We start from the raw sequence: 25,026 nt of genomic DNA, 5'->3' as shown, positions 1-25,026 counted from the left end.
AATCTCCTCACAATTTCCTTGAACTATTGATCTTTCATAGGTAGTTACTTCAATGGTTTATAGTCGAATGGCACTAAGAAAAGGTAAAATCGTTGAGGCCACAGGGGTGCAGAGGAGCGGAGGAGCAGGGGAGAAAGAAAAAATTTTAGGCATTGCGTTCAGATATTTAGAAATTCCCCTCTGCCCCCCTGCACCCCTGCCCCTCTGCAATCCTTACGCCGCCTACCCTTCAGCTTAACTTAGTGCCATTCGGTTTATAGTCTTTTCTTTTAAGAGAGGCGGCACAGTGCTGTTACAGACGATGATGGTGACCTCTGCATCAAAGCGCATCTTGTTAATTGACGACGAACCCGATGTGCAACGGATAGTGCAAACCTGCTTGGAAAAATTAGCCCAATGGACTGTCATTACCGCGACATCGGCAGAAGAAGGGTTACTCAAGGCGATCGCTGAACAACCAGATGTGATCCTGCTGGACATTATGATGCCAGAAATGGATGGCTATATGTTTTTGGATGCACTGTGGGTTAAGCCGGAAATGCAGTTTATACCTGTGGTGTTTTTGACTGCACAGGCTGGATTACTCGAACCCCATCATTATGAAACACTAGGAGTTAAAGGAATCATAGCCAAACCCTTTGACCCGCTGACATTGCACCGGGCGATCGCATCTGCTTTGAATTGGGAGCTAGGCACCTAGTAAATAGGGTTGTGTCACGAGTACGACACAACCCCCATTGTTTATTCTTAACGCCAGTTTGATCGCCCAGCTTTCTGTGGGCGAAGGACAGGGAAAACTGGGCTATTAGGGACGCTGTGCGGCGCGCGGCACCCCTTTATCGAATTCACGTATTCTTAAGTTAGATGAGCCTAGTCCGGCTGCAACATCACTTTGATGCACTGGTCTTTCTTGTGCTTGAACATCTCAAAGCCCTGCTTTACTTCAGCTAGAGGCAAGCGATGCGTCAGCACAGCCGAGGGGTCAACATCGCCGTTCAAAACATGCTCCACTAACTTGGGAATATACTTTGGACCAAACATCTGACCCATCCTGAAGGTCAGGGCTTTGTTCATGGCTGCGCCCATTGGCAACTTATCCACAAAGCCGCCATAAACTCCCATGATGGCTAAGGTGCCACCTTTGCGACACGCCATCATCATTTGCCTTAACACATGTGGGCGATCGGTTTCTAAACGTATGGCTTGTTTGGCTTTGTCATACAGCCCCTCTGGACCTTTGCCGTGTGCTTCCATACCGACTGCATCAATACAGGCATCGGGACCCCGTCCTCCCGTCATTTCCTTGAGTGCTTCGAGGACATCCACTTCTTCGTAGTTGATGATCTCGGCTTTGGCAAAGTCCCTTGCCAGTTGCAGGCGTTCCGGGAAGCGATCGATGCCAATGACACGCTCTGCGCCCAGTAGGTAGGCACTCTTCATTGCAAATTGTCCCACTGGACCACAGCCCCAAACCGCAACCACATCTCCTGGGTGAATGTTGCACAAATCTGCTCCCATATACCCTGTGGGAAACGCATCCGAAACAGGCAGGAATTTTTCATCCGGAATGTCTTTGGGAATCGGAATCGCTGTGAAATCTGCAAAGGGAATGCGGATATAGTCAGCAAAAGATCCTGCATAGCCGCCAAAGGCATGAGAGTAGCCGAAGATTGCCCCTGTGCCATGTCCGTATACTTTCTCCTGGAGCCAGCCATTCGGATTGGAGGTATCGCACAGCGACCACTGCTGCTGTTTGCAGTACCAACAGTGACCACAGCCGATCGCTGAAGACACAACCGTGCGATCGCCTTTCTTCAGCTTCTTGACTTCGCTCCCCACTTCAACGATTTCTCCCATGAACTCGTGACCGAGAATGTCACCGGGTTCCATTGTGGGAATAAAGCCATCGTAAATGTGCAAATCAGAACCGCAAATGGTTGTGGCGGTTACTTTGAGAATGGCATCACGCGGGTTGAGGATTGTGGGATCAGGCACAGTTTCTACCCGCACATCTTCCGTACCATACCAACACACTGCTTTCATCGTGATTAGTCCTTTGAGTTACGGCGTCCCGATGGCTGACCATCGTTTGTGGCAATTTCGCCTGCTTCCATTAGCATCTTGAAGCGGGCAAGATCGTCTCCAATTTGCTGTTTTGGGTTTTCGCCAAAGAGTGTAGCGATCGCATCTCCAATGGCTCCAGCAGGTGGATTGTATGCCGTGACCACTCTGACCTCGGTTCCACGATCGCCAGGAGCAGGTTTAAATTGCACAGAGCCAGCATTATCAATGTCTGCTCCTGCAACCGATTTCCAGGCAATCAATTCATTTGGGCGATCGTCAACAATTTCTGCATCCCACTCAACACTGCTATCTAATGGGGCACTGACAATCCAATGCGATCGGCGATCGTCGTACACTTTCACGTTTTTAAGGTGTCTTGTAAAACGCGGTAGGTTCTCAAAGTTATGCCAAAAGCGGTAGAGTTCTTCTGCCGGTTTATCGATCGTGACTGTCTTTTCAACTTTTATAGGTTTGTTCATTGCAATTACCTCTTTTTGGTAACACTGATCTACTGCTAGTTTTCTGCTTTTTGATGGGGGTTAATAAACGATTCAGATGCAGTGGGTGCATCTTTTGTAGGATGTGTTTAAAAACCATTTGATCCTCCCTATCCCTCCTTAAAAAGGAGGGAACCGGACTGCTCAAAGTCCCCCTTTTCAAGGGGGATTTAGGGGGATCTTCAAGGTTAGAGCAATCTATCCTAGGTCTTTAAAGCACGCCCTGGGATGCGTTGCGCTAGCGCGACGCATTACCTGCGGTCTTAGTGTATTAACGACAGCTAACACATCCTAGTAGTCTACTAACCCAAAATTGTTAGGTGAGGGCTGGGGAAAGGGGAAAGGGAAAAAGGTAAAGGATTTAAAACCTTTCCCCCTTACCCTTTACCCCGCCAAGTTTCCTTGGCGAACTACTAGAGATTGCCAGTCGCAGCATTTGATCGCTGAATCTTGCTGAGATAATAGAGCAGAAATCTAAGGGTTTTCTGAGGAAATTACGATCGTTACGCCATCTGCCGCACTTTTCCTGCCTGACTGAACAATTCGATCGTTTCCCGATTAAACGCCGGGATATCGTCGGGCTTGCGGCTTGACACGAGGTTGCTATCCACCACAACCTCCTGATTTACCCACTCTGCTCCGGCATTCTGTAGATCGGTTTTGAGGGAGGGCCACGATGCAAGCCGTCGCCCGCGCACGCCATCTGCCTCAATCAGTGTCCAGGGTCCGTGGCAGATTACGGCTATGGGTTTGCCAGCTTCAACGAAAGACTTGACGAAGGCGATCGCCCGATCATTCACTCGCAGTTGATCGGGATTAGCCACACCACCTGGAAGCAGCAGGGCATCATAGTCAGACGGATTAGCTTGCTCTAGGGAGACATCTACAGGGAAAAAATCGCCTTTATCAAAATGATTCCAACCCTGAACGCGATCGGACTTAGGGGAAACGATATGAGTTTCAGCACCTGCCTGCTTTAGAGCTTGCTGGGGTTGCGTCATTTCTACTTGCTCAAAACCATCTGTTACCAGAATTGCGACTTTTAGTGTGCTAAGGTCTTGATTTGCCATCTTTCTGATCTCCTTGTTCAATTACTTAACAGGTCTGTTTTGGGATTTACTCACCAACAGAATTCCCCTGCGACATAGTCTCAGTACTTGAGTGCTACATCTTGTCGAAACAATAGAGAAGAAATCTAAGGGTTTTTCGAGGAAATTGTGATTGCTTGCAGAAGAACCGATGCTTGAAGGTTAGGGAACGAACTTAAAAACCTCAATATTCCATCAGACTTTGCTTAGGATTGCTCGCTAAGTTAAAGCAAATTCATTAACCCGTTTAGGCTCAACAACCATGGATTGCATAACTTGGGAAGAATGGAGGCAACAGAGCTATGAACTATCCAGTGGACGTATCGAATTTCCAGAGGATGAAGATGTAATGAGGAGAGATTATCCAATCACTTATTACTACTTCGTTCATCGAGTACCACCAATCGACTATCTATCAAATTTCTTCGTTTACAGCGATCGAGGAAATAAAACTGGTGTTTTTTGTGATCCAGATTACTCAGATATGTTTGATATGTTTTGGGGTTCTGAATGAAAGCAACGACACAGCTTCAGCAGAAGATTTGGCTGAAGTGGATGTTACGACTGTAGCATTTATTTTCACCTAGCTACTTAGTACACATGAGAAGAGTTCCAAAATAAGTTCAAAGGAGTAAAACAACATGTCGGATAACACGATGGATTTTTGCCAACCGAATCAGCAGCAAGCATCAACCGATCCGAATCAAGTACGAGATCCAGTTCAGACCGTAGCAACAGGATTTGGTGTTGTCAGCGGGGGTTTAGCAGGAGCTATTATTGGTCGGTTAGTCGGTGGGCGATTAGGAGCCGCATTTGGGGCTGTTGCTGGTGGTGTAGCGGGTGCGAATGCTGGGCGTGAGGTGGCTGAAGGGGTGGATCAGAACATAGGAGGTGTGGTTGATACCGTTAAGCGAAACATTCAGCAAACGGTTGATGAGATCAAGCAGCCTGCCATTGACACAGTGAATGCCGTTAAACAAAATGTTGAATCGGCTCAGCCTTTGATATCAGAGGCAGTTGATTCAGTTCGAGGGACAATTGATGAGGTTCGTCCGGCAGTGTCAGAAGCAATTCATTCAGTTACAAAACCGATTGATAAAGCTCGTCCGGCAGTGTCAGAAGCAATTCATTCAGTTACAGAAACAGTTGATCAAACTCGTCCTTCCATCGTTCAAACCGTAAATGCGGTGAAGACAACGGTTGAAGATTCACGACCTGCCGTTAACGAAGCGGTGCAAAGAACGTCTGAAAGCGTTCAGTCGTCTGCTTCAAGCATTGCAGATTCAGTGCAAGGAGTGTCTCAGTCGGTCAAGGGAGCAGTTCAAGATGCTCAACCTGAAATGACCGAGGCGGTAAAGCAGATGTCTGGAGATGTGCAGTCGTCGGTCACATCGGTTGCAGATTCAATTCAGAATTTAGCCCAAAATACGGCTCCAAGATTAACTAGCGACATTGGAACAACCAACCTTGAAACAGCTCAAAATGCCTTTGATCAAGGGGTCATACTGAGTAGCCAAGGTGACTTTGCTGGTGCTGAGAAGGCTTTTACCGAAGTTATTCAGATTGTTCCGGAGGCTGCTGAAGCACATTTTAACTTAGGCATTGTATTGCTTCAGCTAAACAGAGAGACGGAGGGAATTGGTCATATCCAGCAAGCGAGAGATCTGAGCCGTTCTCATGGTGATTTTGAGGCTACAGAAAATCTCGATCAACTTCTCCAACAGCTAGCAGCATTTGCTGGGGACGAGCTTTCAAACTGATTGGAAGGGTTGAGAAGGCAGCGTTCTATATCTGTGTAAAGATTGCAGAAAGCTATTTAACTCAATCTACCTCGCTTTTTAGGATAGAGCCATATCTTATGACTCTGTCCTGTTCCACTGCAACACAGTCACTACGGTTGTGTCGCAAAAACTGGTGGGTAGTAAGGTAAATAGGACTAGCCTTGCCTTTTCTTCCTCCGATGCTTACTGCTTCTCTGTACCCTGCGGGAAGCAAGCTACAAGTGGCGGCACTTTTTGCCCCAAATTATCCTCCAGCGCACGATGAAACCGATGATGGGATTCGAGTTGTTCAACAGCGAAAAAAGAACATTGAGTGGAATCGAAGCGATGAATATGATCAGGAAAGGACAGGTAAAAGGAGTCAAACAAGGGCATAGTGTCTCTCAAGCCAAGTTTATTGAAGCACTGTTTGAAATTACTGCTTAAGAGAATACAAATTCTACCGATCGTTTGTCCTTGAACAGTTTTTGCGACATAACCCTCATGCGAGTGTACGAACAGGCGCACAAGTTTGATGTTATTCACTCTTATGTTGGTTACCCTGCTCTACCTTACGCTAGCTTAGTGGAGACACCGACTGATGACCAATAGCAAAGACGACTTTCTCTACCCGCGTAGCCGCTACCACGGCAACTTTAGCCCGCAGCACCTTGCATTTAACGCCAATCTCCAGGAGTTCGCTCAGAAAGTAAGCTATATTTGTGCGCTCGAAACCAACGGCAAACTTCCCCCTGGTGCCGCTTATGAGCAAATCAAAGCCCTGTGGAAACAACTGGAGTCAAGCAAAAAAACACTTGGCATTGGGGAAACGCCACCAGAAGCTTAGGTCTCTCGGCACACACGAAACTATATAGCGGCTAAAGACAAGATCAAACTTTCCTGCTCCGTGTCGATCAAGACCAGCCAGCGGTCCGAAAAACCACCATGACACACCTCTTCTCGCTGAAGCAGCCGTCCTCGCTGACCGCAGTAGATCAAAGGTTTGAGGATTTCAACTTTTTCACCTAGCAGCACGACACCCTGTTTCTCCAAAGCCCGCTTGTTAACCAATGATAGCTACCGACTCACAGGCTTTTCCTCTACAGGCAAAACAATGTGCTACCGCTCCTGTCACAAGACTTAAAGGGATATGGCAACGGCTCGTGTAAAAACGAGCCATTTACCCTGAATTCCCTACGGAAGAGAGGATTCAGGGTTTGAGACGACTTAACTTGTCGCGGTCGGAAGGATCGGTGCTTCAAAATTAATCGTTGGCGGACAGCGATCAAGGCTCAGTATGCCTCCGGTCTAAGCTCTAATCATCTAATAGGTTTAGAAGTGTTTTGAGGTCTTGCACATTGCGAACTTGCTGCCAGTCCACCCCCGTCGCTTTCAATAGGTCGATCGCTACCTGAATGAGATGCTGTGGGTCGGTTCGCTCATTTGCTTGCACAGGTTCTGTATTGTTATCGCGCACCAAGTGAGCAGTAACGCACCAAAACGACAATGGGCGATGCGTTACGCTACGCTCACACATCCTATGATCACTAATGAAAAACGAAAATCATTTAGAAATCTCATGATTGATTTAGTGAGGCAATATCTACTTCGGAAAGCCAGATCGTGGTTTCATATCCTATCCTACCCACTTCTAGCTCTGGCTCCATCTCCATCTCTACTAAATAATTCCAGGTTCCTGACTGAAATTGATAGTCACGAATGATGCCAGTTCCACCCACAAAACGAATTGTTTGACCTTTATGAAACATTGGTTTAGTTAAAGAATTAACGCGCATGGTTTGATGTTCTCCAAAAACTGGGACTTTATTTTTTCGCAAGTCCCTTACTACAGTGTTTTGACCAAATAAACAACAAATACTGACTTATAGATGAGTTAGCAACCGCCTCAATCGAGGCTGCGTTCAGATAACCAATTTAGAATCAGTCCTGCAATAACGCCGGTGGTGAGTACACCTAAAACACCCAGTATTCCTGCAAGAAGCTTTCCTAGCCCGGTTACAGGTGCGATGTCACCATACCCGATTGCCACGGCTGTAACGATCGCCCAATACAACCCATCAAAATACGAGAGGAATTGTTGTGGCTGGCTCTGAAATATAGACTGAGCCGATCGCCCAATGTGTTGTTGAAGTGCTTCATTTTCAGCGTGAATAAATAGAAGGGGAAAGACAACCCCAATCAGTACAATTTGGAAGACGAGATAAATGTAGAGACAGCGGCGATTTTGATTGACTCGTCGCATTTCATAAAGGTAAGTGCGGTTTTTAAGCCGACAGAGTTCTGCATCGGTCATCGATGGCGACGTGGGTGCTAACTTTAACAGCCGAAACATCTTCTCGTGTGCCCCTCGCCGCTCATACTGCTGCAATGCGTAACGCAACAGGATTTGTTCTAGACAATGGACATGCTCTGCCATTGAATCGCTGTGAAAGCGAACGCTGTAAAGCAATTCACAATAATTGATCACTGCTTCCGGCGTTTCCCACTCTAACTCCGCAAAATCTTCTGATTCAATGCGATCGGCCAAAAATTGGGAAAACCGCTCTTCCCGAATGATTTCTGGTGCGTATTCCAGTGTCAGCAAAAAGGCTTTACGGATAGTTTGTGCAGTTTTTGTGTCCGCAGGAGTTAGGTCATCATACCAGTCGAGCAGCTGGTCTAATTGTTTGATGCGCTCTTGCGTACAAATCTTTTGACGGTTGCGACTCATCAAGTTCGCTATGATTTTCTTCTTTCGAGCAGTTTTAGGTATTTGAAGCATGACTCATCAAACTTGTTTTTCCTTTAAAGTTGCTGCACTTGTTGTTTCTCCAGAAGTGAATGATCTGATGTTGCAGGTGCTTCTAAGCCAATAACGGTATCCACAGAAGCGTTCCGAAGTTCGTGCAGGGCGTCTTTTACAAAACCAGCCAAGGGAACTGAAACAATGAGTCCTAACCATCCAAATAGTTTTGTGCCAATGAATAGCGCAATTAAAATCCAAGCCGATCTTAGTCCTGTAAAGCGACCCAGTAGCCGGGGAGCGATCGCCTGATCAATGATTTGGTCAATTAAAAGCGCCAAAGCAAACGTCTTCAAACCCAGGACAGGATCTTGGATAGTAATAATCAGACCTGTTAAGCATATGCCCAAAAAACCGCCCAATGGAATCAAGGTTAAAACGCCAATACCCAATCCAAACAGGAGAGCAAATGGAATCTTCAACAGCAGAAATAACACCATCATGGAACTTCCCATCAGAGAAGCTAACGTGATTTGTCCAATGATGTAGTTCTGAAAATTTTGCTCAAGGGATTGTTCACACAACGTAGTGACGTAGTTAGGCATCCATTGAAAAATACCCTTCCAAATGCTTTCCCCATCCAGTAGAAAATAGAAGGTTAGAACGATCGTGAAAACAATATCGGTGGCGCTCCCAACCGTACTCATGGTTAAGGATAAAAGGGGATTGGCGATAGATTGTAAGCCATTCGAGGATAATTTTGTAATCGGAGTATCAAGCCGGCTCAAGCTCACGGGTAAATGTCGCTGTTCTGCCCAAGCTTGCAAATTCTCAAGCCGTTGGTTGCTGGCTTCAATCCAATCTGGAATTGTTACCACGATCTGGCTGAGTTCCTCAATTAAACGAGGTATTAATGTAATCCCCAACCCCATCAGGATCAATAAGGTAAGGAGAAAGACGACAACCACTGCAACACTGTGTCTATTACCATGTTGCTGAAGAAATTGAACGGGATAGTTCAGGATGAATGCTAGAAGTGCTGCCAGAATCACGATCGCCACCAGAGGTTGAAAGTACTGGAGCGTTTTGATCGCTAGCCAAGCATTTAGAATGAGGATTGGAAATATCATAACCATCAACCATTTTGGGTTGATGTGTTTTTGTAGGGTGTTAAACACAGGTTTGGAAATTAGTTTTGCTGCGATCATTCATTCACCCATCTACTTCCTTTAACCTGGAATTTTATTTGTGCATTGATTCCTTATGTGTTAGATGCAACAGTTGTTTGTTACATCTAAAAAAGAAATCTTGTCACCTGGCATCCACCAAGTCACTGGATGAGTTGCTGAAACAATTTCACACTGCTTGAATATGGATACTCTTACACCTTAGAAAAAGAACCTAAGAGCTTTCTGAAGAAATCATAGTGATTTGCCAATGAAATTATTCATAGAACTTTACATATTCTGAAGCTTTAGAGGGATGAGGAATTGATAGCAACCGGATAAAACGAAAGGTGCCTCAGTTACCTCTGAAATCTCTAAGAGTTTGTCAAGAAATAACTTTTACAATTTTTTATCTATAAAGCTCACTGAAAAAGTATTACTACCTTAAAAAAGGCAAGGTTGTTAGTTGACAAGCCCTAACCTGGCGTATTCCTTTAGCTTAGGGATTTGCAAGATACAATCTGCAAGGTTCTATAGCCATCTTAAATAGGAGATGAACAGTAGCCATACATAAACGCTTTAGCAAAAACAAAGGTTTGACAATGCGTGACTAATTGAAACAGAAACTTGACCGACCCGAATCTTCTACACAGTCGTGCATACTTACGAATAAACTGCTTCGCTTATAACCAAACATCCTCAACTGGATTCTGCTCAGGTGCATTGGGAGCTAACCGAATACAGGTAATCTTCCACGCCTGAGCCGATAAGCCACTATTGGTCTGCCCCAGAAATTCCTGCATGACCTTTGAGCGGTGGTAGCTCACCCCATCCCAAACAATGACCAAGCGCGTGTCCTCAGTGTACAAAGACTGGAGATACTGCAAGAAGGCAACCGTATTGTCTTCTGGGAGACTTTCCTTTAACTTGAGGTAGGAGCCAGCCAGAGGGCTAAGTTTCGCACATAGGCTTTAATATGTTCAAGGGCTTGTGGGTTTTGCTTCATCCCATTTCCAGGGGGTTCGGTTACAAAGTTAGGTGCGCCCATCTCAACATCCCAATTGTAGTCGGCGAAATGGTGGAAGCTTGATTCAGCGATCGCACGTCCTAAAATATTTCCTTGTTCATCCTGGGTACTTTCAAAAGCAACCACTAAGTTGAAGTTCCGACCGGAGACTGAGCTTGTACCCAAGGCAATTACTCGTGCATTCTTCTCGTTTGCAGGCACACCTACGGCTCCTTCATGGGGATGAGCCGGAAAGAATTCAATCTCCTCAGAAGGTGATGTAGGATTCTTGAGTAAGTCATGAATAGGTTCTATGAAAGTAATTTTCTCGTAGTCACCATTTAACCCAGAATGGAAGTTGGGCCAGGAAATGTACTTAGTGTAGATGTCGTCAGGGCAGTGGTGCGAGGGATCGGGATCGGGATTCTTACTGTGAAAGTAATGGGCTGCGCCGATACCGCCAAGATTACAAACTGAACAACCTACATCCTGATGGTCACGGCTGACCAATAAACCGCCGCCGCGCTGACGGAAGGCACTGATGCTCTGACACTCTTTTGGAGTTATGCCATCCCCTACATCCACAGCAAACAGCCACAGTTCATCAAAATCTGAATTATCCAGCGTACTTAAAACTGGATCGTTTTTTTCAGAAGTATTTTCTCGATCCCTTGCTGTTACCTGGTACAGGGGTTCCCCAGTGTCACTTTTCAACGAAGCTAAATAGTCCTTTAGCAAAGAAAATCGCCCAATATACCAATCATCTTCATTGGTGGGAATTGTTGTCTGTAACAGAATTTGAATCGGTTTAGTCATGATCTCACTCCCTAGGGTTCCTCTTGCAGCATGAGCTAATTACTAGATCAACGTGGCAATTGTAGCGAGATAATCTAAGCAAAAAATGAGGACGTTTAAAGAGCAATGCTTTTGTGAAAGCAGAGATAAGTGTTTTTAAACGCAATTTAGTATCAGTATCTGCTCAGATTTTCCTTAGATTTGCCAACTAACGTTAGGGCAGATTCGTTAAGAAGATAAGGAAATGGGAAAAATTGGACAAATCCTAGATTCAGGCTTGGTTAACTGATTCGTCTTTGTAGAGAGGTATAAGACCTATGGTTAACAAAATTGTAACTACATTTGAACAAGACCATAACCGACCAGAATCAAAAGAATTTTATTGGAAACATTTTCTCTATACTCTAGTTTGGCTGACGGTGCTAATGCTGGGATATGGAGGATTGGGATGGACTCTCTGGCTCGATCGCCATTTCTCGACGATTGCAATACCGATGTTCATTTTGGCAATTGCCGCAGTCCGTGCCTGCATACTCACTGGCTTTCCCGTCTGGGCGGGATTGTTATCTTTCACATTCGGTTCTGCATGGATTCTAACTGGAGCATCGATATCAAGCGGATTATTGGGCTGGGCAATAGCGATCGCTCTATCCTGGATTGGCATTTTTACCCTGGATATGGCATTAGACCAGTCCGTCGAACATTTGTTGCTAATAGAGTTTAGCCGAACTGAAGTTTTTTCAATTTTAACAGCCGTCTGCGCTACTGGCGCTATTGCGGGATGGATAATCCTAATTTTTCTCACTTGAATACAGGGCATGTTATGGAACTGGGAATGATAGGACTAGGACGAATGGGAGCTAACATGGCACACCGTCTAACCCAGGCTGGACATACCGTCATTGGCTACACTCGTCAGCCACAAAAAGCAGAGGTGCTGGTTCAGGAAGGAGCGATCGCTCGTGGCGTGACCTCATTTGTTGAGCTAGTCGATGCACTTACAAAACCCCGCATCATTTGGCTGATGCTGCCAGCAGCGACAGTGGATGCTACCTTGCATACCCTCGTGCCGTTTTTAGCTGCTGACGATATTATCATTGATGGCGGCAATTCTTACTACGTTGATGATATCCGTCGTGCCGATCAGTTAAAACTTAAAGAAATTGAATATATTGATTGTGGAACCAGCGGCGGTATTTGGGGGGCAGAACGTGGTTACTGTCTGATGATTGGCGGCAGAGCGGCAGCTGTGAAATATCTTGACCCGATCTTTGCAGACCTGGCTCCTGGTGTAGCAGCTGCACCCCGCACACCCGATCGTGAGTTAATGGGGGGAACGGCTGAACAGGGCTATTTGCATTGTGGCTCTCACGGTGCAGGGCACTTTGTCAAAATGGTTCACAACGGCATTGAATACGGCATCATGGCAGCCTATGCCGAAGGGCTGAACATTCTTCACCATGCTAATATTGGGAAACAATTGCATCAAATCGATGCTGAAACTGCTCCCTTACGAAATCCTGAATTTTACCAATACGACTTTAATCTTGCAGATATAGCAGAGGTATGGCGCAGGGGCAGCGTAATTAGCTCTTGGTTACTCGATTTAATAGCTATGGCACTCGTCAAAGACCCCGACTTAACCGACTTTGGGGGACGCGTATCCGACTCTGGAGAAGGTCGATGGACACTAATGGCAGCCATTGAAGAAGCAGTTCCAACTCCCGTCCTTAGTACAGCTCTTTACACACGATTTAGCTCTCGCGGTCAATCAGAATTTGCAAATAAACTCATCTCTGCGTTGCGCTACGAGTTTGGTGGGCATTTGGAAAAATGACACGGGGACACGGGGATTTTAATCAGCTTTCTTCCTCTGTGCCCCTCTACCCCCCTGCTCCCCTGCTTCCTCTGTCCGCGTCGATATGGAGGTTAATCATGGCAGCTTTACTCTCCGATGCCCTGGTATTTTTTGGGATCACAAGTGATTTAGGTTACAAAAAAATCTTTCCTGCCTTACAGGCGATGATTCAGCGCGGTCATTTTGACATCCCGATTATTGGAGTGGGTAGGCGAGATTGGAGCATCGAACAATTACGATCTTATGTGCGTAAGAGCCTGGAGGAACAGGTAGGCGTTGATGAGGCAGCTTTCCAGAAACTGTGTTCATTACTTTACTATATTTTTGGTGATTATAGCGATCGCGCCACCTATGATAAATTATGCCAGGTACTCCAAATAGCTGAAGCTCCTCTGTATTACTTAGCCATTCCTCCCAGTTTGTTTGCGACGGTTGTCGAAGGGTTAGGTCAATCAAGTTGTGTAAAGAATGGTCGCGTTATGGTCGAAAAACCCTTTGGACGCGATCTAGAATCGGCTAGAATACTGAACTGCATTCTGCACTCTATCTTTCCCGAAAGTCATATTTTTCGGATTGACCATTACTTGGGAAAAGAACCAGTCCAAAACCTTCTCTACACTCGCTTCGCCAATTCATTACTCGAACCGATTTGGCATCGCGTCAGTATTGCCAGCATCCAAATCACGATGGCTGAAAAATTTGGCATCGATGGACGGGGACAGTTTTATGAAGAGACAGGCGCTATTCGGGATGTGGTGCAAAATCATCTACTTCAGGTGACGGCGTGTTTAATGATGGATCCGCCCATCAACGAGCAGCATGAAGCCATCCGAGATGAAAGAGCGCGATTGCTCAAATCCATAGATCCGATCGAACCCTCAAATGTAGTGCGCGGGCAGTACAAGGGCTATCGCCAGGAACCTGGTGTAGCTCCTGATTCCAAGGTCGAAACCTTCGCGGCGGTTAAGCTCAACATTGATACTTGGCGCTGGGCTAGCGTTCCGATTTACATTCGTGCAGGCAAATGTTTACCGAGTACAACTACTGAAGTTGTGGTCAGGCTCAAGCGTCCGCCGCAGGATGTTTTTGGCGAGCGTGCCTTTGGATTAGCAAATTATTTCTACTTTCGTCTTAGTCCAAATGTGCTGACTGCGATCGGCATTCGCTCTAAAACCCCAGGCGACGGAATGGTGGGTAGCGAAGTCGGACTAGTCGCTCAAGTCGAGCATGGCAATGAGATAAATCCCTACGAGCGGCTTTTTGAAGATGCCATGAAAGGCGACTCCATGTTATTTGCTCGCCAAGATGAAGTAGAAGCACAGTGGCAAATTGTTGCTCCTATCCTAGATCGAGCAACCCCTGTTTACGAATACGTACCTCATACCTGGGGGCCTCCTTTAGCGGATCACATGATTCCCCCAGATGGCGGTTGGCATAATCCTAATGAGACGTGATATCTTCCTATACCTGATAAAATTTATCGGTTTTCATTTCTACTGACCTATCAGTAGTAAAAGATGCTCTGCTTCCTGATTGTGTACTTAATCATTAGGTGAGCGTCCGGTTCACTATCTGTTGTACATTTCTGAAAAAACGGTATCATAAACTACTATTTTTTAGCGATGGCTACGCCCGCCGCAGGCATCGCCAAACTTTTCGGTCTACTGACAATTGTCTATGTCATTTTTGAATCTTCTTTAGTTTTTATTAGGAAATAAGATGCGTTTCCCCTGCACTACCTCCTACCTTCTGCCTCCCAGCATCTCCTCAGATTTTCCTTAGATTTACCAACTAGCGTTAGTGTTCAAGTTCAGCAAACAATGTCTATGTTATGGAACTGGGTGGGAGCCAACATGCCACTCTAATGTAGGTTGGGTCATACATCGGCGCACCGCAAGGTTCTACCTATGTCCGTCCCGGTGATGTTTTAATCTTATATGATCGCTTTGCTGCGTTCAGTGAGCTTGATTCACGACAAGCGGGAATTTTGGGAGAATATGCTCACAAAGATGCGATGGGCTATGCCCCGCCGTAGGCGATCGCAAATCAGCAGAGACTCCTTTGAGAACACGATCGTCAAGATTCATAAATACCAGTTTCCACCTATCAGTCTGCCAAAAAAAGTTGAAAGTCAAACGTCAAGTGTGAGTTCATAAAGCACCGAAAAGTCAAATCATGACTACACAGAACATAACAACTTTGTCATCATCTCCAGCCCAGACCGAATTAAAAACCCCAGGTTATCAAGGCTGTCAATCAAGGAGTCTGCACGACTCGGAAATACCCGAAGTGGATTTGTTTACTCCACTAATAATTCGAGATATCACCTTGCCAAGTCGCGTGGCGATGTCACCAATGTGTCAATACTCAGCAGAGAATGGATTTGCTAACGATTGGCACTTCGTCCACTTAGGGAGTCGGGCTGTGGGAGGAACTGGTCTGATTATGGTTGAAGCGACAGCCGTAACACCCCAAGGACGGATTACACTTGGCGACCTTGGGCTTTGGGACGACAAGCAAATCGAGCCACTAACTCGCATTGTGCGCTTCCTTCGCCAACAGGGATCTGTTACAGGGATTCAATTAGCCCATGCTGGAAGGAAGGCAAGTTGCAATGTTCCTTGGTTGGGCGGTACGCCACTGACACCTGAACAAGGAGGTTGGCAGCCTGTCGCACCTAGCCCAATTCCTTTTCAAGAGAACGCTCCTGTACCGATATCCCTCGATGAGCGTGGTATTCAAGAAGCGATCTTCGCGTTCGTTGCAGCAGCGCAGCGTGCCCTGCAAGTAGGTTTTCAAATTATTGAAATCCACGCAGCACATGGATACTTATTGCATTCTTTTCTTTCACCACTCAGTAATCGCCGAACAGATCGTTACGGCGGTTCGTTGGAGAACCGAATGCATTTATTACTGGAGGTAGTAAGGCGAGTACGAAATGTTTTGCCCAACGGGATGCCACTTTTTGTACGCATCTCCGCTACCGACTGGGTAGAAGGAGGTTGGGATCTCCAGCAATCAATCATATTGTCCCGTGAACTAAAGACTCTAGGCGTTGAATTGATCGATGTTTCAACAGGAGGTTTAGTACCCCATGCCAGAATTCCTGTGGAGAAAGGCTATCAAGTACCTTTTGCTGCCAAAATCCGAGAAGAGGCTGGGATCATGACAGGAGCTGTGGGGCTGATAAATGAGGCTGAGTATGCCGACCAAATAATTACTCGTGGGTGTGCAGATTTGGTTCTCATCGGTCGAGAATTACTCCGCAATCCATACTGGTCGATTTATGCCCGTTGTAGCTTGGATGAAGAACCTAATTGGCCTGTGCCTTACGGTTATGCAGTTAAACGACAGAGAAGGTGAAAAATTTGGCGTTGCACAACAGTGGGATCAACTAGAGGCGTAAGTCCTAAAACAGCTTAACGCTTGCTTTCAATGGCGATCGCAGTTTCCAGGAAGGCATATTTAGGCGCTTAACCATTGTTAATCTTGGTATTTGACAAAAAAGCGGAAGTAGCCCCCGCCCATTTTTCGATGCCGTTCCATCTATTTACTGAGTCTACAGCAGCAAGTCAAAAATGCTAAAGGCGCGTTCCCACTGCATCGTCTGGGGGTTCTTGAGAGCATGATCGATGATCTTGAAGGTGTGGGCAAGTGCCACACTAAGTCCACCCACGATGTCTGGAAGCCGTGCCTCGGTCTCTTTACTGTAGTCCAGGTCGACTGAGCAGTACCAATCAATATTTTTGACAAAAAAGGTAGGAGACATACTGCGGGGTACAGAAGAAAGATGACAAAAACTTTAGTTGTGGGTTTAAAGCCCACTCACTAATGTACCTACTGCCTCCTGCCCTCTCAAATAGCCTATGGCAGCCGTATCGCTGAGTATTTCGACAGTAAAACCATTGGGCGATGTCTACGACGGGCTACGCCTACGCATCTTTATTAAGGTCGCGCAAGCGAAAGAAAAAACTGCTGGGGGAATTTTATTGCCCGACACCGCCAAAGAAAAGCCACAGATTGGAGAAGTGGTGCAAGTCGGCCCGGGGAAGCGTAATGAGGATGGATCTCGTCAGCCAATGGAAGTGAAAATTGGCGAGCGAGTTCTCTATTCCAGATATGCCGGAACCGACATTAAACTCGGTAGCGAAGAATACGTGTTGTTGTCTGAAAAAGATGTCCTGGCGATCGTGGAGGATGTGGCATCCAAGACTTGAACTTCCTCACCAAGTGGAGCAACTTCGGAGGGTTTCCCCGTTGAGCGAACTGGCGTAACTGAGAAAGGTTAAAGGGAAGTTATTTATTTTTCCCCTTACAATCTTGCCTTGTCCCAATCCCCAATCATCATAATTTCCTCAGAAAGCCCTTAGATTGCTTTTTTATAGTGTCAACAGAGTTCAGCACAGGCATATATAGCAACGCTGTTTCAGCGACTGACAAAACCCAGTCTAATGCAGAATTCTAAACACTCAAGTATAGATGATCAGGAGACTTAAAATTATGGCACTCGTTCGTTGGGAACCTTTCCGAGAAGTTGAAAGTTTGCAGCGGCAGTTCAACCGCTTGTTTGATGAAATAGCACCGACAGGTCGTAGAGGAGAGGAAGGCATTGCCTTTATTCCCTCTGCTGAGATAGAAGAAACCCGTGATGCAGTTCATCTCAAGGTAGAAGTTCCTGGTGTAGACGCTGAAGACCTAGATGTGCAGGTATCACCAGAGGCAGTATCTATTTCCGGTGAGCGCAAGTCAGAAATCAAAACAGAAGAAAGAGGCATCACCCGCACCGAATTCCGCTATGGCAGGTTTCAGCGCGTAATTCCGTTGCCTACCCGTGTCCAGCACGATCAGGTGCAAGCAGAATATAAAGATGGCATTCTCAAGCTGAGGCTGCCCAAGGCTGAAGAAGATAGGAACAAGGTTGTGAAAGTAAACTTAGGTGACGGGCACAGGGGCAACGGGCAAGGGCAGTGACGCAATGTTTTCCAAAGCAATCCCTTAAGAGCAGGAGGTGACAACATGATCACAACAGCAACGGGCGAACTTAGCCTCCCAGTTAGCGATCGCGACCATATCCGAGGGACAAAAAACGCACCCGTCACCCTCGTGGAATACGGCGACTATGAGTGCCCCTATTGCGGTCGTGCCCATTTCATGGTCAAAGAACTACAGCAGTTGACCGGGGATCTCATGCGCTTTGTCTACCGCCACTTCCCATTAATCAGTATGCATCCCCACGCCGAGCAGGCAGCAGAAGCAGCAGAGGCAGCTGGGGCGCAAGGTAAGTTCTGGGAGATGCACAACCATCTCTTTGAACATCAACAGGCGCTCGATCGCAAACATCTAATAGAATATGCCGCTAACCTCGGTCTTGATGTGCCTCGGTTTAGTCACGAACTCGCCGAGCACGCCCACATAGCCAGGATACGCGAAGACTTACTCAGCGGAATTCAGAGCGGGGTCAACGGCACGCCGACTTTTTTCATCAACGGTGTGCGCCACGATGGCTCTTACGACCTCCGCTCATTGTTAGCCGCGATTCAAAATGCAGCCGAATCCTGAGTGCTAAGGAGCCAGAGGGCAGAAGGTTCAAGGATAGATTCGTCCCTCTGCCTTCTTAATACCATTTATTCAACTTGTCCTGAATCCAAACTCTCAATTTTTTATCTCAATCTTTTCAATTTTTTATCCCAATCTTTGAAGGAGGTTGTTAACGATGGCAAAAATCGTTGGTATTGATTTAGGAACTACCAACTCCTGTATAGCTGTAATAGAGGGCGGACAACCCATCGTTATTCCGAACTCAGAAGGCGGTCGCACAACTCCGTCTGTAGTTGCCTACACCAAGAAGGGCGAAAAACTTGTCGGGCAAATTGCCAGGCGCCAGGGTGTAATGAACTCAGAAAACACTTTTTATTCCGTTAAGCGGTTCATCGGGCGCAGGTATGATGAAGTCACCCAAGAGGCAAAACAAGTTACTTACAAAGTGGTACGTGACAGTAATGGCAACGTCAAGCTATACTGTCCCGCTCTGAACAAGGAATTTTCACCGGAAGAAATCTCGGCTGAGGTAGTCCGCAAGCTGATAGATGATGCCAGTACATATCTGGGAGAACCGGTGAGGCAAGCGGTAATTACCACCCCTGCCTATTTCAATGACTCTCAGAGGCAGGCTACCAAAGATGCCGGTAGAATTGCCGGGATTGAAGTTCTGCGAATTATCAACGAGCCAACGGCGGCTGCCCTCGCTTACGGACTTGACAAGAAAACTAACGAAACCATCCTAGTCTTTGACTTAGGTGGTGGAACGTTTGATGTGTCTATCCTAGAAGTGGGTGATGGTGTGTTTGAAGTGAAAGCTACCAGTGGCGACACCCACTTAGGCGGTGATGACTTTGATAAGAGAATCGTAGACTGGCTAGCAACCGAATTCCAGCGCAACGAAGGCATCGACCTCCGTAAAGATAAACAAGCCCTGCAACGCCTCACCGAAGCAGCAGAAAAAGCCAAAATTGAACTCTCAAGCGCAACACAGACGAACATTAACTTACCTTTTATTACCGCAACCCCGGAAGGTCCGAAACATCTGGATATGACCTTAACGCGGGTACAGTTCGAGCAAATGTGCGCCGACTTGTTTGATCGCAGCCGCATTCCTGTCGAACAAGCTCTGCGCGATGCTAAACTGAGTCCCGCAGATATTGACGAAGTAATCCTAGTGGGTGGTGCAACTCGAATGCCGGCTGTCCAGCAACTTGTACGGCAGATAATAGGCAAAGACCCACACCAGGGTGTCAACCCGGATGAAGTCGTAGCAGTGGGTGCAGCGATTCAGGCGGGTGTGCTTGGGGGTGAGGTAAAAGACGTACTGCTCCTAGATGTCACGCCGTTGTCGCTGGGTGTTGAAACTCTAGGTGGTGTAACGACCAAGATTATTCCGCGCAATACCACTGTCCCAGTGAAGAAGTCTGAGGTGTTCTCAACGGCGGCTGACGCACAAACAAATGTAGAAATCCATGTTCTGCAAGGTGAACGCGAAATGGCATCCGACAACAAGAGCCTGGGAACCTTCCGACTAGATGGGATTCCTCCAGCTCCCAGAGGTATGCCACAGATCGAAGTTACCTTTGACATTGATGCTAACGGGATTCTGTCAGCAACTGCCAGAGAAAAAGCCACAGGTAAAGAACAGTCTATTAGCATCACAGGTGCGTCCACCCTCGATAAATCTGAAGTCGAGCGGATGGTGAAAGAAGCCGAGCGCAATGCGGAAGAAGACCGTAGGCGGCGTGAACAAATTGATACCAAAAATATGGCCGATTCTGTCGCCTATCAAGCCGAGAAACAGCTTCAAGATTTGGGCGACAAAGTGCCACCAGCAGACAAGTCTCGTGCGGAAGGCTTAATTCGAGACTTGCGTCAGGCAATTGAGCAGAACAACATCGATCGCATGAAGTCCCTCACCAACGAAATTCAACAAGCCCTGATGCAAATCGGCACTGCGGTCTACTCACAAGCAGGTGCATCTCCAAACGGTGGTACTTCTTATGACCGTCAAGGCGGCGGTGAAGATGTCATCGATGCAGACTTTGTGGAACAAAAGTAACAAGACGCAGCGAACAGTCCGTTGCTCTTCCAGAGTTAAAGGAACTGCTTTAGCGAGCCTGTGTGCGTCATCCTCTGGGTGACGCAGTGAAATTGTCAAATACTCTCTTCCTATCCCCGCTTCCTTAAATCTGCATCACATTTCGTGATGTTATCTAATTTTTTAATTTGGAGTAATTTTTATGACTTCTACATCTGAAAAAAACGCCCTCAAAAGTGTCTCTGCTATCTTCAAAGATGAGAAGAAGATGCAAGAAGTGGTTGAGCGTATAATCGATCACGGCGTTCCCAAAGATCACATTTCGATTATTGGTCGCGACTTCCACGCCGAAACTCGCATCTCCGGATTTGTGACTAAACAAGATGTGATCTTAGATGGACTCGCCACCGGAGCGATTTTTGGATCGCTGTTTGGTTCTCTGTTGGCTTTACTTACGGGCGTGGGCGTGTTGTTCATTCCCTTTTTAGGAACCGTAGTAGCAGCAGGCCCTTTGGGAGCAGCATTATTAGGAGCAGCAGGCGGTGCTTTATATGGTTCCTTGGGAGCAGGCATTGGATCTGCCTTAATCGCAATGGGAATGCCGGAGGACAAAGCTACTATTTACGAAACACGCCTGAAAGCGGGTGAGTTTTTACTGGTCGTGGAAGTGCCACAAGAACAAGCAGACGAAGTTGTCTCACTGTTAGAAAGTGCGGGTGCGGAAGAAGTCGCTATCACTGACATGAAGATTCCCCGTCAACCAAAAGGTGAACTGGCAGATAATGAGCAGATTTCACCAGAAATTAGAGCAAATCTGTCGGACGACGCGCAAAAAACTTTTGTTGATACCCACAATCGGTCGTTCAGAGAAGCCAATGGAAAAGATAATGCCTTGACGAAGGCTTGGGATCGGGTCAAACAGATGTTCGATCGCGACGAACAAGGCACTTATTCCAAGTCTAAAGTCATATCGTAAATTTCCAGAGTTGCGATCGCTTCCAGCGGGCGCTCTGCGCCATCGCCTACGGTGGGGCGTAGCCCATCGCGACGAAAAAGGATCAATCCAGCTTAATAAAGGCAGAAGCCAGGAGTTAGTTATTCTTACTCTTTCCCCGTCTCTAGTCTCCCTCATCTCCCTTGTCCCATACTTCAATCGAGGCGCAAAACAAGTTAACAAATCAGGAGAATAATTATGAACGCCCAAACATCGAATCCACAAGATAATCGCGATCGGCAAGAAGATGCTCGTAATCAGCAAGAGATTGACAACGAGAGACAAAAGGCAACAGATGAAGCTCAAAGATGCATAGATCAAGAAGCAGTTTCCGCGCTCAAAGAAACTCGAAATGCAATTAATGCCATTGACCAGGGAAATACTCAAGAAGCACTTCAAGCTTTAGAACGAGCAACAGGAAAACTTGAAATTCTAGTAGCACGATACCCTGAACTGGGTTTTGTTCCTGTGTCAGCTCAAGTAAATATAATCGATCTTGCCCCTGACAATTCTAATGAGATTGAGCGAATTCGTAATCGAATTAAGAGTACTGTGAATGGGGATGATTTTCGTACTGCTCGTCAACTGTTGAACAGCCTGGTGAGTGAGATTCGCACAACAATCTTTAATCTGCCACTAGAAACGTATCCTGATGCCATGAAGGAAGCAGCCCGGTTGTTGAACGAAGGTAAAACCGATGAAGCCAAAACAGTGCTGCAACTTGCCCTCTCAACCCTGGTGGTGACAGAAGTTGCTCGACCCCTACCGCTGCTTAGAGCCGATATTGACATAATGAGTGCAATTGCCATAGCAGACAGCGATCGCGAAAGAACGCTGAGGTTGCTGGAAGATGCTCGCAACCATCTCAGGTTGACTCAACAACTGGGCTATGCCAAAGGCGATCCTGAGTATGCAGAACTTGAGCAGGCAATCCAAGATATTGAGCGGCAAGTTAGGGCAAACGAGAGAACCGCAGACCCATTGAGTCGGCTCCTGGAAAAATTCTCTAGTTTCTTCAAACGTATATCCGGAACCGCCCCCGCCCAACCAGCTTGATGAAGGTAGAAGGTGAGAAGAGGATAGGGGGATAGGGGGCAGAGGAGATAGGGAGAATCAAGGGTAATTTTAGTCTTTTCTCCTCCGCCCCCTCTGCTCCCCTGCTCCTCCGCCCCCTACCTTCTTCAATCCAGGTGCAAAACAAGTTTATAAACCAGGAGAACGATCGTGAACCAATATCACAGATTCTTTAGAAGGCTGCAAGTGCTGTTCGTGGGTATTCTTTTTTCCTCGCTTTTATTCATCGCTCCCGTTCATGCAGTTAGCTCTGCTGCGGTATCTCCTGAAAGATTGAATCAGCTTGATACTAGTCTTCAGCAGGAGATTGAAAAGGAGAGACAACAGGCAACTGCTGAGGCTGAAAGTAAACTGGATCGAGAAGCGATCGCCGCAATCGAAGAAACTAAAAAAGCGATCGCTGCCATTGGGCGGGGAAAGACGACTGAAGCAATTGCTGCCCTAGAACGAGCAACTGGAAAAATTGACATTTTAGTAGCACAATACCCTAAACTAGCTCTAATTCCGGTGGCGGCTCAGGTAGAGATAATCGATTTTGCCCCTCAGGATTTTAATTTGGTTGACCGAATTAGCAAACAAGTGAAGGGTGTTGCAATTGCAGAAGATTTTCCGGCGGCTCGCGAACTGTTGAACAACCTGATAAGCGAGATTCGCACAGCAATCGTCAATCTGCCATTAGAGAGATATCCAGATGCTACCAAGCAGGCAGCTCGGTTGTTGAACGAAGGCAAAATTGATGAAGCCAAAGGCTTGCTGCAACTTGCGCTCTCAACTTTAGTGGTGACAGAACAAGCTCGACCCCTGCCGCTAGTCAAAGCCCATACCGATCTAGTGACTGCGGTTACTTTAGCACAGAAGGATCGTGACGCAGCACAGAGGTTGCTAGAAGATGCTCGTGCCCAACTCAAGTTAGCTCAAGAACTAGGATATGCCAGAGGCGATCGCGAGTATGCAGCATTTGACAAAGCAATTAAAAATCTAGAGCGGCAAGTTAAGGCACGTGAGAACACAGCAGGCGCATTTGCCAAGCTTCAAGAACAATTCTCTAGTTTCTTCAACCGCGTATCCGAAGTCGTTAAACCAGATGATTCCTCAAATAGGGCATAAGCCACCAGACGCGACGCCAGTCGCTACAACGGGGAGACAGCCGCGTGGGCGGGTTTCCCGACTTGAGCGGACTGTCGTGGGAACCCCCCGAAGTTCTGATCGGAGGAAGCCTCCGCTCAGACTTCTCTCCGCAACGCGCTGACTCATTAACCCAAGTCTTTCCAAGAATTAAAAGTAGAGACGCAATTCATCGCGTCTCTATAAGAGTGAGGAGTTTTATCTCCCCCTGCCCCTCTGCCCACCCGTCCCATCGCGTTAATCTCAAGAGGTGCTGATGGTTGCAGCAACCGATTTCAAAGATTATTACGAAATTCTGGGTGTCAGTAAGAACGCCACTCCGGAGGATATCAAAAAAGCCTACCGGAAATTGGCACGGAAACATCACCCAGACTTAAATCCTAACGATAAGCAAGCCGAAGCGCGGTTCAAAGAAATTAACGAAGCTAATGAAGTGCTGTCCGACCCGGAAAAACGCCAGAAGTATGACCAGTATGGTCAGTACTGGCAACAGGCAGCAACAGGTGCACCTCCACCTAGAGGGGCGGGTACACAAGGTTATGACTTTAGCCAGTATGGCAACTTTAATGATTTCATTGATGAGTTGCTGGGAGGGTTAGGTCGCAGTGGCGGTCGTACAAGGCAGCGCACAGCTAATTATCGCACTACAAGAAGACCAGAAGGATTCCGGGAATACGCCGACTTTGGCTATGGAGAAGACCCTTTCGGCCGCTTCACTGATGTTCCCGCACAGGATACAGAAGCAGCGATCGCTCTCACTTTTTCTGAAGCGTTTCACGGTACACAGAAGCGGCTACAAATTGATGGAGAAACTATCACTGTTCGCATTCCGCCGGGAGTAAAATCGGGAAGCCGCATTCGAGTCAAAGGCAAAGGACAGATGAGTCCTTTTAGTCAGCAACGCGGCGATTTGTATCTGACAATTGAATTATTACCCCATCCTTTCTTCAAATTTGAGGGCGACAATCTTGCTTGCGAAGTACCTGTCAGCCCAGAGGAAGCTGTACTTGGCGCACAAATAGATGTTCCTACGCCCGATGGCAAGGTAACGATGAAGATTCCGGCTGGTGTGGATTCCGGCCAAGCACTCCGACTACGTGGCAAGGGCTGGCGCGATCCAAAAGGCAATCGTACCGCTTTGATTGTGCGGTTAAAAATTGTGACACCCAAAGATTTGAGTCCCCAAGAAAGAGAGTGCTATGAAAAATTGCGACAAGTTAGCAGTTTTAATCCCCGTCAAGGCTTGGTGGAGGTGCGGTTGTAAGCATACCCCG

General features: G+C 46.9%; 28 protein-coding genes. 17 read left to right on the top strand and 11 right to left on the bottom strand.

The genetic code is table 11. The features are described from left to right. Positions 1–286 precede the first annotated feature (286 nt). Positions 287–700, top strand: a complete 414-nt coding sequence (locus ACR5KR_RS04665) for a response regulator (RefSeq protein WP_448265654.1) — start codon at positions 287–289, stop codon at positions 698–700. Positions 701–870: 170 nt separating this feature from the next. On the opposite strand, the gene ACR5KR_RS04660 is transcribed toward ACR5KR_RS04665, so the two are convergent. The 3 genes from ACR5KR_RS04660 to ACR5KR_RS04650 all read right to left on the bottom strand — a co-directional run bounded on the left by ACR5KR_RS04660 (position 871) and on the right by ACR5KR_RS04650 (position 3,631). Further along, on the bottom strand, positions 871–2,043 hold the full coding sequence (locus ACR5KR_RS04660) for a zinc-dependent alcohol dehydrogenase (RefSeq protein ID WP_448265653.1): 1,173 nt from the start codon (positions 2,041–2,043) through the stop codon (positions 871–873). A 5-nt stretch (positions 2,044–2,048) separates the two neighbouring features. Further along, on the bottom strand, positions 2,049–2,543 hold the full coding sequence (locus ACR5KR_RS04655) for an SRPBCC family protein (protein ID WP_448265652.1): 495 nt from the start codon (positions 2,541–2,543) through the stop codon (positions 2,049–2,051). Positions 2,544–3,064: 521 nt separating this feature from the next. Further along, positions 3,065–3,631, bottom strand: coding sequence for a type 1 glutamine amidotransferase domain-containing protein (locus ACR5KR_RS04650; protein WP_448265651.1), 567 nt, complete (start codon positions 3,629–3,631; stop codon positions 3,065–3,067). A 280-nt stretch (positions 3,632–3,911) separates the two neighbouring features. Between ACR5KR_RS04650 and ACR5KR_RS04645 the strand changes: the two genes are divergently transcribed. The 4 genes from ACR5KR_RS04645 (at position 3,912) to ACR5KR_RS04630 (ending at position 6,256) form a co-directional block, all read left to right on the top strand. Beyond that, positions 3,912–4,163, top strand: coding sequence for a hypothetical protein (locus ACR5KR_RS04645; protein ID WP_448265650.1), 252 nt, complete (start codon positions 3,912–3,914; stop codon positions 4,161–4,163). A 127-nt stretch (positions 4,164–4,290) separates the two neighbouring features. Beyond that, entirely contained in the window at positions 4,291–5,409 is a 1,119-nt protein-coding gene (locus ACR5KR_RS04640) for a tetratricopeptide repeat protein (RefSeq protein WP_448265649.1), read from the top strand. A 255-nt stretch (positions 5,410–5,664) separates the two neighbouring features. Then, entirely contained in the window at positions 5,665–5,856 is a 192-nt protein-coding gene (locus ACR5KR_RS04635) for a hypothetical protein (RefSeq protein ID WP_448265648.1), read from the top strand. A 154-nt stretch (positions 5,857–6,010) separates the two neighbouring features. Continuing rightward, on the top strand, positions 6,011–6,256 hold the full coding sequence (locus tag ACR5KR_RS04630) for a DUF7219 family protein (RefSeq protein WP_448265647.1): 246 nt from the start codon (positions 6,011–6,013) through the stop codon (positions 6,254–6,256). Positions 6,257–6,724: 468 nt separating this feature from the next. Here the strand turns inward: ACR5KR_RS04630 and ACR5KR_RS04625 are convergent, their stop codons facing one another. The 6 genes from ACR5KR_RS04625 to ACR5KR_RS04600 form a co-directional block, all read right to left on the bottom strand. Next, positions 6,725–6,946, bottom strand: coding sequence for a hypothetical protein (locus tag ACR5KR_RS04625; RefSeq protein ID WP_448265646.1), 222 nt, complete (start codon positions 6,944–6,946; stop codon positions 6,725–6,727). A 40-nt stretch (positions 6,947–6,986) separates the two neighbouring features. After that, positions 6,987–7,205 (bottom strand): hypothetical protein, encoded by a 219-nt coding sequence (locus ACR5KR_RS04620; protein ID WP_448265645.1) that lies wholly within the window; start codon positions 7,203–7,205, stop codon positions 6,987–6,989. A gap of 110 nt (positions 7,206–7,315) precedes the next feature. Beyond that, positions 7,316–8,191 (bottom strand): potassium channel family protein, encoded by an 876-nt coding sequence (locus ACR5KR_RS04615; protein ID WP_448265644.1) that lies wholly within the window; start codon positions 8,189–8,191, stop codon positions 7,316–7,318. A gap of 23 nt (positions 8,192–8,214) precedes the next feature. Next, entirely contained in the window at positions 8,215–9,360 is a 1,146-nt protein-coding gene (locus tag ACR5KR_RS04610) for an AI-2E family transporter (protein ID WP_448265643.1), read from the bottom strand. A 641-nt stretch (positions 9,361–10,001) separates the two neighbouring features. Continuing rightward, complete coding sequence (locus ACR5KR_RS04605; protein WP_448270092.1) at positions 10,002–10,265, bottom strand: transposase; 264 nt, start codon at positions 10,263–10,265, stop codon at positions 10,002–10,004. Then, positions 10,241–11,140, bottom strand: a complete 900-nt coding sequence (locus ACR5KR_RS04600; protein WP_448265642.1) for a hypothetical protein — start codon at positions 11,138–11,140, stop codon at positions 10,241–10,243. Before ACR5KR_RS04600 ends, ACR5KR_RS04605 begins: the two co-directional genes overlap by 25 nt. Before the next feature lie 296 nt (positions 11,141–11,436). Between ACR5KR_RS04600 and ACR5KR_RS04595 the strand changes: the two genes are divergently transcribed. From ACR5KR_RS04595 to zwf, 3 genes are all read left to right on the top strand, one after another. Continuing rightward, on the top strand, positions 11,437–11,928 hold the full coding sequence (locus ACR5KR_RS04595; RefSeq protein WP_448265641.1) for a hypothetical protein: 492 nt from the start codon (positions 11,437–11,439) through the stop codon (positions 11,926–11,928). Beyond that, on the top strand, positions 11,901–12,956 hold the full coding sequence (gnd, locus tag ACR5KR_RS04590; protein ID WP_448265640.1) for a phosphogluconate dehydrogenase (NAD(+)-dependent, decarboxylating): 1,056 nt from the start codon (positions 11,901–11,903) through the stop codon (positions 12,954–12,956). The genes ACR5KR_RS04595 and gnd overlap by 28 nt, the downstream gene beginning before the upstream one ends. Positions 12,957–13,054: 98 nt before the next feature. Next, on the top strand, positions 13,055–14,431 hold the full coding sequence (zwf, locus tag ACR5KR_RS04585; RefSeq protein ID WP_448265639.1) for a glucose-6-phosphate dehydrogenase: 1,377 nt from the start codon (positions 13,055–13,057) through the stop codon (positions 14,429–14,431). Positions 14,432–14,932: 501 nt separating this feature from the next. Here zwf and ACR5KR_RS04580 read toward each other — a convergent pair. Then, on the bottom strand, positions 14,933–15,064 hold the full coding sequence (locus tag ACR5KR_RS04580; RefSeq protein WP_268743815.1) for a hypothetical protein: 132 nt from the start codon (positions 15,062–15,064) through the stop codon (positions 14,933–14,935). A gap of 88 nt (positions 15,065–15,152) precedes the next feature. On the opposite strand from ACR5KR_RS04580, the gene ACR5KR_RS04575 reads away from it, so the two are divergent. Then, positions 15,153–16,340 (top strand): NADH:flavin oxidoreductase/NADH oxidase, encoded by a 1,188-nt coding sequence (locus ACR5KR_RS04575; protein ID WP_448265638.1) that lies wholly within the window; start codon positions 15,153–15,155, stop codon positions 16,338–16,340. A gap of 196 nt (positions 16,341–16,536) precedes the next feature. Here the strand turns inward: ACR5KR_RS04575 and ACR5KR_RS04570 are convergent, their stop codons facing one another. Beyond that, the gene (locus ACR5KR_RS04570; protein ID WP_448265637.1) at positions 16,537–16,746 is read right to left on the bottom strand and encodes a DUF1931 family protein; all 210 of its coding nucleotides are present in this window, start codon (positions 16,744–16,746) and stop codon (positions 16,537–16,539) included. 97 nt (positions 16,747–16,843) lie between these two features. Here ACR5KR_RS04570 and groES point away from each other — a divergent pair, with 97 nt between their 5' ends. The 8 genes from groES to ACR5KR_RS04530 all read left to right on the top strand — a co-directional run bounded on the left by groES (position 16,844) and on the right by ACR5KR_RS04530 (position 25,016). Then, positions 16,844–17,194 carry a co-chaperone GroES gene (gene groES, locus ACR5KR_RS04565; protein WP_448265636.1) on the top strand — a complete coding sequence of 117 codons (351 nt, stop codon included), beginning with the start codon at positions 16,844–16,846 and terminating at the stop codon, positions 17,192–17,194. 283 nt (positions 17,195–17,477) lie between these two features. Further along, entirely contained in the window at positions 17,478–17,948 is a 471-nt protein-coding gene (locus ACR5KR_RS04560) for an Hsp20/alpha crystallin family protein (protein WP_448265635.1), read from the top strand. A 45-nt stretch (positions 17,949–17,993) separates the two neighbouring features. Continuing rightward, positions 17,994–18,536 (top strand): DsbA family protein, encoded by a 543-nt coding sequence (locus ACR5KR_RS04555; RefSeq protein WP_448265634.1) that lies wholly within the window; start codon positions 17,994–17,996, stop codon positions 18,534–18,536. 154 nt (positions 18,537–18,690) lie between these two features. Further along, positions 18,691–20,580, top strand: a complete 1,890-nt coding sequence (dnaK, locus tag ACR5KR_RS04550) for a molecular chaperone DnaK (protein ID WP_448265633.1) — start codon at positions 18,691–18,693, stop codon at positions 20,578–20,580. Between the two features lie 181 nt (positions 20,581–20,761). Beyond that, entirely contained in the window at positions 20,762–21,535 is a 774-nt protein-coding gene (locus ACR5KR_RS04545; protein ID WP_448265632.1) for a ChaB family protein, read from the top strand. Between the two features lie 216 nt (positions 21,536–21,751). Further along, a complete protein-coding gene (locus ACR5KR_RS04540; protein WP_448265631.1) occupies positions 21,752–22,609 on the top strand; it encodes a YfdX family protein in 858 nt (285 codons plus the stop codon). Positions 22,610–22,777: 168 nt separating this feature from the next. Then, the gene (locus tag ACR5KR_RS04535) at positions 22,778–23,734 is read left to right on the top strand and encodes a YfdX family protein (protein ID WP_448265630.1); all 957 of its coding nucleotides are present in this window, start codon (positions 22,778–22,780) and stop codon (positions 23,732–23,734) included. A gap of 274 nt (positions 23,735–24,008) precedes the next feature. Continuing rightward, the gene (locus ACR5KR_RS04530; RefSeq protein WP_448265629.1) at positions 24,009–25,016 is read left to right on the top strand and encodes a DnaJ C-terminal domain-containing protein; all 1,008 of its coding nucleotides are present in this window, start codon (positions 24,009–24,011) and stop codon (positions 25,014–25,016) included. Positions 25,017–25,026: the final 10 nt, after the last annotated feature.

This window comes from Nostoc sp. DSM 114159 (genome assembly GCF_053470285.1).
Note: the sequence above shows the minus strand (reverse complement) of the source record. Positions and strands in the feature narration are given on the sequence as shown.